Source organism: Streptomyces sp. V1I1 (assembly GCF_030817355.1).
GTDB lineage: Bacteria > Actinomycetota > Actinomycetes > Streptomycetales > Streptomycetaceae > Streptomyces.
The window spans coordinates 4,738,348-4,750,613 of sequence record NZ_JAUSZH010000001.1; the positions used below are offsets into that span (position 1 = coordinate 4,738,348).

Annotated in this window: 9 protein-coding genes and 2 pseudogenes; 6 read left to right on the forward strand and 5 right to left on the reverse strand. The window is 69.2% G+C overall.

Annotated elements, in window-relative coordinates; translation table 11 throughout:
* Positions 1-147: 147 nt before the first annotated feature.
* Positions 148-1,803: pseudogene (locus tag QFZ67_RS22410) on the forward strand (IS481 family transposase); the annotation flags it as partial.
* A 174-nt stretch (positions 1,804-1,977) separates the two neighbouring features.
* Positions 1,978-3,049: pseudogene (locus tag QFZ67_RS22415) on the forward strand (replication initiator); the annotation flags it as partial.
* A gap of 248 nt (positions 3,050-3,297) precedes the next feature.
* On the opposite strand, the gene QFZ67_RS22420 reads toward QFZ67_RS22415, so the two are convergent.
* Positions 3,298-4,962, reverse strand: a complete 1,665-nt coding sequence (locus QFZ67_RS22420; protein ID WP_307662866.1) for a S8 family serine peptidase — start codon at positions 4,960-4,962, stop codon at positions 3,298-3,300.
* Between the two features lie 611 nt (positions 4,963-5,573).
* On the opposite strand from QFZ67_RS22420, the gene QFZ67_RS22425 reads away from it, so the two are divergent.
* The 3 genes from QFZ67_RS22425 to QFZ67_RS22435 all read left to right on the forward strand — a co-directional run bounded on the left by QFZ67_RS22425 (position 5,574) and on the right by QFZ67_RS22435 (position 7,606).
* Complete coding sequence (locus tag QFZ67_RS22425) at positions 5,574-6,041, forward strand: hypothetical protein (protein WP_307662867.1); 468 nt, start codon at positions 5,574-5,576, stop codon at positions 6,039-6,041.
* Positions 6,042-6,090: 49 nt separating this feature from the next.
* Positions 6,091-6,636: a hypothetical protein gene (locus QFZ67_RS22430; RefSeq protein ID WP_307662868.1), complete on the forward strand. Its 546-nt coding sequence runs from the start codon at positions 6,091-6,093 to the stop codon at positions 6,634-6,636.
* An 88-nt stretch (positions 6,637-6,724) separates the two neighbouring features.
* Positions 6,725-7,606: a peptidase gene (locus QFZ67_RS22435; RefSeq protein ID WP_307662869.1), complete on the forward strand. Its 882-nt coding sequence runs from the start codon at positions 6,725-6,727 to the stop codon at positions 7,604-7,606.
* 448 nt (positions 7,607-8,054) lie between these two features.
* On the opposite strand, the gene QFZ67_RS22440 is transcribed toward QFZ67_RS22435, so the two are convergent.
* The 3 genes from QFZ67_RS22440 to QFZ67_RS22450 form a co-directional block, all read right to left on the reverse strand.
* Positions 8,055-8,828, reverse strand: a complete 774-nt coding sequence (locus tag QFZ67_RS22440) for a DUF6227 family protein (protein WP_307662870.1) — start codon at positions 8,826-8,828, stop codon at positions 8,055-8,057.
* 185 nt (positions 8,829-9,013) lie between these two features.
* Positions 9,014-10,084 (reverse strand): P1 family peptidase, encoded by a 1,071-nt coding sequence (locus QFZ67_RS22445; RefSeq protein WP_307662871.1) that lies wholly within the window; start codon positions 10,082-10,084, stop codon positions 9,014-9,016.
* Between the two features lie 42 nt (positions 10,085-10,126).
* Entirely contained in the window at positions 10,127-11,266 is a 1,140-nt protein-coding gene (locus QFZ67_RS22450) for a low temperature requirement protein A (RefSeq protein ID WP_373430088.1), read from the reverse strand.
* A 312-nt stretch (positions 11,267-11,578) separates the two neighbouring features.
* On the opposite strand from QFZ67_RS22450, the gene QFZ67_RS22455 reads away from it, so the two are divergent.
* Complete coding sequence (locus QFZ67_RS22455; protein ID WP_307662873.1) at positions 11,579-11,785, forward strand: hypothetical protein; 207 nt, start codon at positions 11,579-11,581, stop codon at positions 11,783-11,785.
* Between the two features lie 16 nt (positions 11,786-11,801).
* Here the strand turns inward: QFZ67_RS22455 and mscL are convergent, their stop codons facing one another.
* Positions 11,802-12,266 carry a large conductance mechanosensitive channel protein MscL gene (gene mscL / locus QFZ67_RS22460; protein ID WP_307662874.1) on the reverse strand — a complete coding sequence of 155 codons (465 nt, stop codon included), beginning with the start codon at positions 12,264-12,266 and terminating at the stop codon, positions 11,802-11,804.

The following is a 12,266-nucleotide window of genomic DNA, read 5'->3' on the forward strand; positions in this document are numbered from 1 at the left end:
GCACCCCTGGTCCACGTTGGCTCTACCCATGCGTCCACGAGTACCGGCGCGGCTCACCGCAGGTCAATCCCTGCTCACGGATCCAGCAAAGCCCGGAGTCTGTGGTCGTGACCGCCGTCGCTCCTGTTCGCACAGGAGCGACGGCAACTGGCGGACCGCTCGCGCAGGCCGGCCTCGTGTCCGCATCAGGCCTCTGCGGAGGTGGAGGCGGCGGTGTGTGAGCTGCGGCGTAAGCATCCCGCGTGGGGGCCTCGGCGGATCGCGTATGTGCTGGAGCGGGCTGGAGCGGTTGCTCCGGCGCCTTCGAGGATGACGGTGTATCGGATCCTGGTGCGGCACGGGCTGGTGGAGCGGGTCAGTCGGCGTCGGCGGCGGGAGGATTACAAGCGCTGGCAGCGTGAGGCGCCGATGCAGTTGTGGCAGATGGACATCGTTGGCGGGGTGATGCTGGTCGATGAGATGACCGGGGAGCTGACTGAGGCGAAGGTCGTGACCGGGGTGGACGATCACTCCCGGTACTGCGTCATCGCGTCGGTGGTGGCCCGCGCGACGGGACGTGCGATGTGTGCGGCGTTCGCGGGTGCGTTGCGGGCTTTCGGGGTGCCCCAGGAGGTGCTGACCGACAACGGCAAGCAGTTCACCGACCGGTTCGGGCAGGGTGGTGAGGTGCTGTTCGACCGGATCTGCCGGGAGAACGGGATCGCGCACCGGCTGACCCAGCCGGCGTCGCCGACCACGACCGGGAAGGTCGAGCGGTTCCATCAGACGCTGCGGCGTGAACTGCTGAATGATTGCGGGCCGTTCACCAGCATGGCGCTGGCGCAGGACGCTTTGGATGCGTGGGTGGCGCAATACAACACCGTCCGGCCGCACCAGGCTTTGGAGATGCAGGCTCCGGCCGACCGGTTCGCGCCGGTCCCCGCAGCGGAGCGGGATCTGCTGGGGTTGCGGGTGCCCGCGGTGCTGTCGGCAGTGCCTGCGCAGAGGGCTGCATCGGTTGCGGAAATGTCTGCAAGTTCGGGCCAGGATGCATCCGCGGTGGGTGCGGCGGTGGCCGTGCCGGTGGCAGATGGTGGGGCGGTGGAGTTCGAGCGGGTGGTGCCGCCGAGCGGGAATCTTCAGTTGGCGGGCAAGCAGTTCTGGCTGGGTCCGACCCGCTCGGGGCTGACGGTGACGTTCTGGGCCGACACGACCGTGATCCACCTGCTGATCGGTGGGGCGCGGATCAAGACGGTGCGCTCGCACTTGTCGGTGGCTGATCTGGCGTTGCTGGCCGCTCGGGGTGGGCGTGTGGCGGGGCCGTCTCCGCTGCCGGCCGGGGACACGGCAGCATTCGAAGTGGACCGGGTCGTGAACAACAGCGGGCTGGTGGGCCTGGGCGGGCACCAGGTGCTGGCGGCGGAGATCCTGGGTGGGCGCCCGGTGAGCATCCGGATCGACGGCGCAACGCTGTCGTTCTTCGATCCACAGTCGCGGGAACTACTGCGGGTGCGGCCCAACCCGCTCAGCAGCGAGGAAGTCCGCCGCCTGAGAGGCGTCCGGCCGGCAGGTCCGGCGCCACGACTACGCGTCGAGCCCGTCCGGGTCCAGCGGCGGATCAGCACCCAGGGCACGATCATGGTCTGCCGACAGGTCGTCTCGCTCGGCCGGACCTACGCCGGACAGACCGTGACCGTGCACGTGGCGGAGTCGAAGATCACCGTGGAGCTGGACGGGCAGGCCCGGGTCATCCAGCGCACCACCGACATCCCGGTCCGCAATACGAAGGCGAACAAGCCCCACGAAGTTCCTGATGTTGTCTAGGCCCACCGTCAAGCATCAACTGGGACCAGAACGTCAAACATCACCTGGGACTAGACAGGCTGTCGCTCCTCGTTGGATGGTTCCTGCGGAGCGCTCCGCCGCTGTCTCCTCGCCCGTGGCGCTCACATCACCGTTTGACCCCGTCTGGGCCGCTTTGCGCTGGTTCGTCTCGCGAATCGCCGCCCAACCGGCAGGGGCGACCACCCGCGCTGCCACTGCGGCACCCAACACCCCGCAGAATCAACCATGTTGGGCACACCGTTGAACCCCGCCACCTACGACTACACCGGTGCGGTGCTGTGGAACGCCCACGCCGGTGCACTCTGGGCACGCTTCACCACCTACCTCCGCCGCGAACTCGCCGCCCACCTCGGCATGACACAGAAGGCACTGAACGCTGCACTGCGCGTCTCGTTCGCCAAGGTCGCCGAGTACCAAAATCGCGGCCCGGTCCACTTCCACGCCGTGATCCGCTTCGACGGCCCCGAAGGCGGTAACCAGCCCCCACCCGCCTGGGCCACCGTCGACGCACTCACCCACGCCATCAAAAAGACTGCACAAAAGACCTTCCTCACCATCGCCTCCGATGCCATCGGCGAACGCAAGATCCGGTGGGGCCAGAAGCTCGACGTACGCGAGATCACCGCCTTCGGGAACGGCGACCTCTCAGACCAGAAAGTCGCCGCCTACGTCGCCAAGTACGCCACCAAGAGCGCCGAAGGCTCCGGCACCGTCGACCGTTCCCTGATCTGTCACCCCTGCGCCGGGCGCGGCTATGTGCGCGGCCCCGACAACTTCCGCGACCTGCGCACCGACTGCGACGGCACCGGACAAGCCGAACCCCTCAAAGACCTCGCGTGCAGCGGCACGTACGCCAGATGATCCGCACCGCCTGGGCGCTGGGCCACCTCCCGGAATTCGCAGACCTCAAGCTCTGGAAATGGGCCCACATGCTGGATTCCGCGGCCACTTCTCCACCAAATCCCGCCGCTACTCCACCACCCTCGGCGCACTCCGGGACGTACGTCGAGCCTGGCGCACCGCACAAGCCGAGCAAGCCCGCACCCGTGCCGGTCAGTCCACGCCCGACGAGAACACCACCCTCGTCACCGAATCCTCGTGGGCCTACCTGGCCTCCGGCTACCGCCCTGGCGAAGAACTCCTCGCCGCCCAAACCCGACACGACATCACCCAGGTCCGCGATCAAGCTGAACGCGTCAAGTCAGAAGGGGAGGTGTGGCAGTGACGGCCGTCGTTGCTGCCGGCATCGGACGCCCCATGTCTGCTGATGCGGACCCCGTTGCCCCGCACATCGAGGCGTGGGCGGCCCGGCAAGCGAAAGCTGCCCCCCGCCTGGGCGAGGGACAGCTTGAGACGCTGCGAGAGCTGTTTCAGTAGCTGTTTCCAATGCAGGCAGGCGACGAGTGAACGCGGGGGGTTACGGGGTGCGGTGACGGCTGAAGAGGGCGTAAACAGCCATTAATGATCTCTGGACTAGCCGGTGACTTTTCCGGTGGCGACCAGGGCGAAGTCAGCGTCGGTCGCGGGGGTCTCCACGTGTCCGTCCACGTTGACCTGGCTGGCGATGACCTCGATCGTCCACGTGCCGGCGGCCGGGGTTTCGATGAACACGTTCTCGACGGTGTCGATCGTGTTCGCCGAGCCACCCGGTGTTGACCAGTTGCCTGCCGCGAGTCCGTTGTTTCCCCAGTACACGGTGCCGTCCGGGGCAGTGAGCTTCAGGGTCAGATCGTTGACCCGCGCCTGGGCCGCCGACGGGGAGCCCATCGGGTCGGTGTAGGCCATCGTCGCCTTCAGCGGCTGGCTGCCGTCGGTGGTCAGTGTGTACGTCGCGGTCTGGCCCCCCGTGAGCACGTCGGTCTCGTTGACCAGGATCGGCAGCTGCCAGTTGTTGCCCTGCGCCTGCTGGTACAGGTTGCCGGCGCTGGCCGTACCCCAGCCCTGTTTCATTCGGGCCAGGTCGTGGGATGTGCCCGTGAAGGCGTACTGGTCGGCCGAGTTGATCAGCAACGCCTTCGCGGTGGCGGCATGTGGCCGGGACGCGAAGACGTCGCGGTCCAGACCGGGGCTGCCCTCGAAGACCCCGTCAGCCCACATCTGGAAGACGAGGCCCGCGTAGCCGCAGGTGATCGGGGTGGCGGCGCTGGTGCCGTTGAACGTGCCGGTGTACGCGGCGTCGCCGCCGCTCGCGGTGGTGTAGACCGCGTCGTAGTAGTTCGACAGGTCGGGCTTGATCCGCCCGTCCGCGGCAGGGCCGATGCTCGCGCCGCCGTTCCACGCGTCATCGGTGCGGGAGACGGTGTCGTAGTGGTAGACGCCACCGACGGACACCACGTTCTTCGCCCACGCCTGTGGCCGGGCAGAGCGGTTACCGGTGTTGCCCTGCGTCTGGCAGATCAGGATGTCGTGGTCGAAGACGATGTCGTCCATCGCCGCCGACGTCGAGTTGTAGCCGTACGTCAGCGCGCTGCCCCAACTGTTGGACTGGAACACCGCCCGGTACGGGCCTGCCGGGTCGACGAGCTGCGCGGTGTGCGCCCATCGGTCGGACACCAGGGTCTGGGCGGCGAAGATGGGCTGCGCCTGGGGGAGCAGACCGCGGGCATTGGCGCTGACGCCCGAGGAGAAGATCTGCCCGTACGTCGAGGTGCCGTGGCTCGTGCTGGTGGTGTTGGCGGTATGCATGATCGGCGGGAATGCCGCGAACTCCTGGTGTGTGGTGCGCAGCCCGGTGTCCATCACCTCGCCGCGTACGCCTTGGCCGAGGTAGCCCAGCGCGGTCTCGACCGCGTTGGCGCCGCCCGCGATGCGGGCGTTGTTCATGTCCACTTCGCCTGCCGTCCAGATGTCGAGCGCGAGCACCGCGTCCAGGTGCGCCACTGCAAGCGCCTGCGCCGGCTCCAGGGTTGCCTCGATCAGTTGCCGGCTCGCCGATGCGACGTGCACTGTGCCGCCGATCGTTCTGATCCGCTCGACCACCGCCCGTTGGTCGGCGGCGTTCCGTTCCACGAGCGTGATGAGGTACCGGCGGGTGCTCGACGGCCCGGCCCCGCCTTCGATCTTGTCGCCGGCGTCGTACGGGCCGACCCATCGCACGAACGGCAGCGCAGCGACCCGCCCTCGGGTCGCGGCGTCCATGCGCACCACGTACGTTGCGTCGGGAATGTAGGCGCCGATCCGGGCACCGAGGGCCGCCAGCTCGGCTCGGTGGCTGTTGAGCGGCGTGGTCGCGAACTGGACCAGGTACGCGTGGCCGCTCTCCGACCGTAGTGGTCCCCGCGGCCGGGTGCCTTCCCCCTCAGGTGTGGTCGGATCGAAGGTGCGGGTGCGTAGCCGGATCTGGTGTGGGCTCCGGGTGTGTCGGGCTCCACCTCGGACGGTCGTCTCGATTCAGGGCGTCGTGGGCGGCGCTGGCGAGCTGAGTTGGTTCCGTTCGGCCGTGGTGCGCCGGCATGGACAGGGCGGGGCTGGCGGAGGCGGCGAGGACCAGGGCGAGGACGGTGTACGTCGCTGTGCGTGCGGAGTTACGCATGGGGCTCCTGGACGAAGATCCGCCGGGGGGTGCGGATGGGCGAAACCGGTCGGGGAACGCTAACCGGTCGCAGCCAGATAGAAACCCACCAAATGGGTGATGATGAACCAAAAGGACCCGCAGCGGGATCTATAGTCGCGGCGTGCAAACTCTGTGGACGCTTATGGGCGTTGGGTCGGCTGTCATGGTGACGGTGTTGCCCGGCGCAGCAGCGCCGGTGACAAATCACGCCGTGGTACGCATCGCGCAACCGTCGGGCACACTGACGATCACCGTCCCGGCTGCGGTGAGTCTCGGCGCGGCCTTTCCTGGTTCATCGATCAGCAGACAGCTCGGTGAAGTCCAGGTGTCGGACAGGCGGGGCGGGCAGAACGCGGTCTGGACCGCGACGGTGTCGGCGAGCGACTTCACCACGCCGGGCGGCGGCGCCGCCCGGCAGATCTCCAGGAACCAACTCTCGTACTGGTCGGGTCAGGCCACCAGAACCATAGGCCCCGGCACCCGCGTACCGGGCCAGGCCACGAGCGCGCAGGCGCAGAGCCTCAGCCTCCCGCGTAAGGCGTTCGCCAAGACGTCGGGCAACGGGAACAACACCACCGCCTGGCAGCCGACGCTGACCGTCGCGGTGCCGGCGACCGCTGTGGGCGGCACCTACACCGGGACGGTCACCCACTCAGTCGCATGACGCAGGCTAAATACCAAGGTTTCAGTACATGCCAAACTATGGTGGTGTGATGCGCAGAAGAGCAATGTTTTCGTGTGTCGTCGCCATCACCGTGGTGGGCGCGGCATCGCTGCCTGCGGTCGCCCAGCCGTCGGGGGACACGACCGTAACGTTCACCGTGGCAACGGCGAACCTCAGGATCGAGGTGCCCGCCTCGCGCAATCTGGGGTCCGGGTTCCCGGGGCAGACGATCAGCGGTCAGCTCGGCACCGTGACGGTGATCGACGAGCGGGCCGCGGCGGATGCCACGTGGACAGCGTCGGTGGTCTCGACGCAGTTCGACACCGGAACGGACTCGCCCAGCGAGACCGTCCTGCCGAACCTGGTGGACTACTGGTCCGGGCCGGCGACCGCTACCACCGGCAACGGCGACTTCGTGCCCGGCCAACCCACACGTGCCGACCGGCAAAGCCTGGAGCGGCCACGCACCGCGTTCTCCAAGACCTCGGGCAGCGGAAACAACAGCGCGAGCTGGAACCCCACCCTGGAGATCACCATCCCCAACGGCGCCGTCGGCGGGCTCTACAGCGGGACGGTCACCCATTCGGTGGCGTGAGCCCGTGGGTGGACTGCTGCTTGCAGTGTCACTGCTCTTCGGATCAGTCGCGCCTGTGGCCGCGGAGACGCCGCAGGCGTCTGACCACGTGAGCGTCGGCATCCGGATCGTCGACGCGCCGGTCAGCCGCCGCGACGACGAGCGCGCCCACCGGTACATCATCGATCACGTCAAACCGGACCAGCAGATCCGCAGGCGGATCGCGGTCACCAACCTGTCGGACACACGACGCCGCGTACAGCTCTACCCCGCGGCCGCCGCGGTCCGCAAGGACGGCTTCACCTTCGCCCCCGGTCGTACCGGCAACGAGCTCACCAGCTGGGTGACGCTCGAGCACAGCGAACTCGTCCTGGCCCCCGACGAGACGGCGACAGTGTGGACCGAGATCACCGTGGCGAATGATGCGACCGGCGGCGAACACTACGGTGTCCTCTGGGCGGAGATCAGTCCCCAGCACGACCCCTCAGAGCAAGTACGCAACGCGGCCCGCGCAGGGGTGCGCATCTATCTGTCCGTCGGGCCCGGCGGGGCACCGCGGTCGGACTTCCACATCAAAGATCTGACTGGCACCCGCGCCGCAGACGGCGTACCGGTAGTCACCGCCCGGGTGAAGAACACCGGCGGGCGGGCCCTCGACCTCACGGGCAAACTCACGCTGTCAGATGGGCCAGGCGGCCTGTCCGCAGGCCCGTTCAACGTCAAGGCAGGCACCATCGGCCCGGGCCACTCCAAGCTGGCAAAGACCACACTCAACCCGCGTCTGCCAGACGGTGAGTGGACTGCACGACTGACCCTCGCCAGTGGACTCGTCACACGAGAGACCACCGGCCGCATCACCATCGGCACGAAGCCGACCCCCCAGCGCGAAGGGAACACCCAGAACGCCATACTCACGGTCGGCAGCCTCGTTTCGGTTGCCGCAGCGCTGCTCGCCGCCTACGCATACCGCCGCCGCAACCGCTTCCGCTGACCAGGCCACACCGAGATGCCCGCAGCGCGGACCATGCGCGATCTGATCGCCGCCCGATTACGGCTGACCGACTACCAGCTGCCGCCGTACGCGCCATAACTCAACCCGGTCGAGGGCGTGTGGTCACACCTGAATAGATCCCTGACCAACCTCACCAAACAGGACCTCGACCGGCTCACCGCGCTGGTCAAGACCTGCCTCGAACACGTCACTGCCCGTCCGTAACCTGCACCGTTAAAGATCTCTAGCTCAGTGTCAGAAACGGTAATCAGTGAGGGGTCCGGAATACCGGCTCCAACAATTCGGGGTCGAACTTGCTGCCTCGGCCACGCCCCCTCGGAAGGGGGTGGATGATCACCGCCTGTGCCGAACGCACCCGCGGGCCCAAGCACCCGCGGGCCCAAGCACCCGCGGGCCCAAGCACCCGTCGGCTGACGCAGCCCGTCGGCTAACGCACCCGCGCCCGGAGCTCCATCGCCTCCCGCGCGGTGTGCTCCGTGCCGTACACCTCGCACATATGGCGGCCGTCCGGCGTCGCCGTGTGCTCCACCTCCCACAGGCTCGTCTCCGTCCCGTCCAGCAGCAAGAACGCGTGCTCGTAGAGGGTGAAGCCCGCGTCCCTGCCCTCCACCCGGTACTGGCGGCCGAAGACCTGCGTGATGTGGTGGGCGAACGCCGCCCGCAGCAGGCGCGCGGTCTCTTCGCCCGGCCGGTCCGCGTTCTCCGCGCGGCGCAGCACGCGGCGGGCGTGGTCCGCGGAGTTGTCCGGGACGTACGTCCGGGGGAGCGGGGCCGGCGGCGTCGCCATCAGGCTGGCGAGAAGCTCCAGATCGGCGTCCAGGTCGGCGCCGGGATCGGCGCCCGGATCCCAGCCGGGGCCCGCGTCCGGTCCGGCGAAGCCCGGGAAACCGGCGGGCAGCCGTGAGGCGGCGAGGCGGGCCTCCGACTCCTCGGTGTACAGCTCGTGCTGCTCAGCGCCGCCGCGCCCGGTGTTGTGCACCAGCTCCCATAGGACGAGCGAGCTGCCGTCGCTGAGCAGATAGGCATGGCGGTACGTCGCGCGGTGCAGCGCCGCGCTGTGGTGCGAGGAGTGCAGCGAACTGGCGTGCGCCAGCGCCGACTCGAGTCTTTCGACCGTGGCGTCGGGCAGGTCGAAGGAGTTGAGCGCCCGACCCAGGAGTCGCTCGAGCTGCGTCTCGGTTGTCTCGTACCGATCGTTCAAGGTGGGTCTCCAGGCCGTCGCCGCAAGTCACTTGGTGATTGCTAAACGTAGCCCCTGGGTCTGACAACGTGTCCGGGGTTCGGGAAAACGAAGGGGGTGCGAGGGAAGTTCCCGCGCGTCCGCTCGCGTTCCCGCGCATCCGCGGGGGGTTCCGTGCGCCGGAGCCAACTGACTTGCCCCGTAAGTCAGTTGATGCCGTACAGGTCCCGGTACGCAGGAAACACCCCGCCCGGTCCCTCGACCCCCTCGGCCGTGAGTACCGCCCGTACGATCGCCCGCATCACAACGTTCGCGCTCGCCGCGAGCACCTCGTTGAGCGCGAGCGGGTTGGCGGCGTCGAGTGGGACGGCGCCCGTGGCGAGGGTGAAGACGGTGTCCCCGTCGTTGAGCAGATGGACGGGGCGTACGGCGCGGGCGATGCCGTCGTGCGCCGTGCCCGCGAGCTTCTGCGCCTGGGCGCGGGTGAGGTCGGCGTCGGTGGCGACGACGGCGAGTGTGGTGTTGAGCGGGGGCGGCCCGCTCTTCTCGCGCGCCTCGGTGAGGCGGAGCTGGGCCGCGGCGTGGACGTCGGGGGAGGGGTAGGTGACGCGGCCCGCGAAGTACTGCCCGTACAGCGCGCCCGTCCGCGGATCGACGGCCGAGCCCGCGGCGTTGGCCACGACGAGCGCGGCGACGGTGATCCCGGAGTCCAGGACCGTGCTCGCGGTGCCGATCCCGCCCTTGAGCTGCCCGACGGCCGCGCCCGTGCCCGCGCCGACGCCGCCCTCCTCGACCGGCGCGCCCTCCTCCGTACGGGCTGCCGCCTCCACCGCGGCGCGTCCCGTCGCGGCGTCCGGTCTGGCCAGCCAGTCGCCGCCGCGCCCCAGGTCGAAGACGCAGGCGGCCGGGACGACCGGCACCACGTGCGAGGGGTCGGGGCCGACGCGGACGCCGCGGCCCTGCTCCTCCAGCCAGGCCATCACGCCGGCGGCGGAGTCGAGGCCGTACGCGCTGCCGCCGGTCAGTACGACCGCCTCGACGCGCTGGACCAGATTGCGGGGGTCGAGGGCGTCCGTCTCCCGGGTGCCGGGGCCACCGCCGCGTACATCGACGGCGGCGATCGCTCCGCCCGTGGGGGCGAGCACGACGGTGGTGCCGCTGAGGGCACGCTCGCCGGGCACGCGCGCGTGGCCGACCCGCAGGCCGGCTACGTCCGTGAGCCCACCTTCTGCCGGTCCGCCGGCCGGCCCGTCTGCCGGAGCATCATTCCTGTCCATAACGCCCATGCGTATCACGCCAGTTGCGGCAGGCGGTGGCCGTCACGCGGTGACCGTCTGGCGGGTGGCGAGTGTCACACCCACCGCGACCGTCGCCGCGGTGACGAGCCCTGCGGCGAGGACGCCCCAGTCCCCCGCGAATGTGCAGGCGAGGACTGCCAGGGTCGCGACGGGCAGGGTGAGTTGCTGTGGGAGGGTGCGTTTGAAGTGACGTGCGTGCAGCAGCCAGACCGTGAACAGGAAGAGGGCGACCGGGACGGTGACGGCGGCATTCGCCGCGACCGCGGAGATGTGCGCCTTGCCCACCACGTGTTCGATCGAGACCTCGATGCCCGCGCCGATCGCTGCCGCGGACCCGAAGATCAGGACGTGTCCGTAGCCCCATGGAATGGCCTGCCGGTTGGAGACCAGCCGCTCGTGCGCCGGTACGGCGAAGTAGATCCACCACGCGGAGAAGACGATCAGCAGCCCGCCGCCCGCGATGGGCAGCAGCTCGCCGAGGGCCTCGTTCTGGTCGAGCGCGGACTGTACGGCGATGGTGCTCGCGAACATCGTCTCGCCCAGCACGATGATCGTGAACAGTCCGTAGCGCTCGACGATGTGGTGCGGGTGCCACGGGGTCTGCTGGTTCCGCTCGGCGACCAGCGGGATCAGCAGCTCCGCGGCGGCCAGGGCGATGAACAGCCACCGTTTGGCCCCGTCGGGCACGAACAGCAGCCCCACCCAGGCCAGCTGGCAGACCACGAGGCTCGCGGTGTACTCGAGCGCGGTCCTCCGGGCCGGTCCCGCCTCCGAGGCCGCCGCCCGCAGCCACTGGGTCGTCAGCGCGACCCGCATGATCAGATAGCCGATGACGGCGACGGTCCAGTCGTTGTCGTTGAAGGCGCGGGGCACCCCGGCCGCGTAGACCAGTACTCCGGAGATCTGGACCAGGGTCGCGATCCGGTACGGCACGTCGTCGACGTCGTACGCCGAGGCGAACCAGGTGAAGTTCATCCAGGCCCACCACACGCCGAAGAAGACATAGCCGTAGCCGATGATGCCGGTGCCCGGGTGGCCCTCGGCGAGCGCGTGGACGAGCTGCATACCGGCCTGCGCCACCGCGACGACGAAGCAGAGGTCGAAGAAGAGCTCCAGCGGTGTGGCGGCGCGGTGCGCCTCGTCGCGGCTGCGGGGGGTCATACGGCGCAGCGGCGCTGAGGCGTCTGGGCCTGTGGGGCCCGGGCTGGGTGCGGACGTCATGCGCACAAGCACAACAGACCGGGGCGGGACTGGGAGGCGAGACGCGCGCTGCCGTCCGCCGACGCACCCCGCGCACCCCGCGCACCCCGGGCACCCCGCGCGGACCGGGCACCCCGCGCACCCCGGGCACCCCGGGCGGCCGTCCCCGGCCCCCCCGCCGACCGCCCTCGGCCACCCGCAGCTGCCGCCGCGCCCCGACTACCGCCCGGGCCACCCGACCGGTACCCGCCCCCCTCGCCGTACCCTGGAGGTATGAGCACCGCCCCCGCCCCCGGACCGCGTGATGCGAAGCAGCCACGACAGCAGTCCCCGAAGCCGAAGCTGATCTTCGACGATCCGCTGGACCAGCAATCCCCGGACGATACGGACCGTGGGTGGGGCGAGCGGCCTCTTGCGGCCGGCGACAGCGCCGCCGATTTGGCACGCTTCCTCGACGAGAAGCCGCCCCACCACATCTGAGCTTTCGCTGCCTTCGCTACTCGTCGTGGCCCGAGCGGCGCTGCGCCACGACCGCGTCGCGGATCTCCTTCAGGACCTCGAGCTCGGTCAGCTCGACCACTTCCTTCGCGCCTTCCTTGGCGGCCTCCCGCTCGGCCCTCCTGGCCAGGTACTTGGACATGGGCAGCACCATCAGGAAGTAGACGACGGCCGCGGTGATCAGGAAGGTGAGCGTGGCGCTGAGCACCGAGCCCCACAGGATCTGGATGCCGTCCACCTCGCCGTTCACCGTCTTGCAGCTGCCCTTCAGGCAGGAGTTGTAGGAGTCGAGCTCCTTCGTCCCGAACGCGCCGACCACCGGGTTGATCACGCCCTTCACCACGGAGTTCACGATCTGGGTGAACGCCGCGCCGATGACCACGGCGACGGCCAGGTCGATCACATTGCCGCGCATCAGAAAGGTCTTGAAGCCTTCCACGACGCTGACCTTCTTCTCGCTCAC

What these genes read in the sequence shown, in the direction of transcription:
- QFZ67_RS22420 (WP_307662866.1), bottom strand. Translation starts at nt 4,962, where the DNA reads ATGGACGCCGCGACCCGAGGGCGGGTCGCTGCGCTGCCGTTCGTGCGA.
- QFZ67_RS22430 (WP_307662868.1), top strand. Translation starts at nt 6,091, where the DNA reads ATGCGCAGAAGAGCAATGTTTTCGTGTGTCGTCGCCATCACCGTGGTG.
- QFZ67_RS22445 (WP_307662871.1), bottom strand. Translation starts at nt 10,084, where the DNA reads ATGGACAGGAATGATGCTCCGGCAGACGGGCCGGCCGGCGGACCGGCA.
- QFZ67_RS22450 (WP_373430088.1), bottom strand. Translation starts at nt 11,266, where the DNA reads ATGACCCCCCGCAGCCGCGACGAGGCGCACCGCGCCGCCACACCGCTG.
- QFZ67_RS22455 (WP_307662873.1), top strand. Translation starts at nt 11,579, where the DNA reads ATGAGCACCGCCCCCGCCCCCGGACCGCGTGATGCGAAGCAGCCACGA.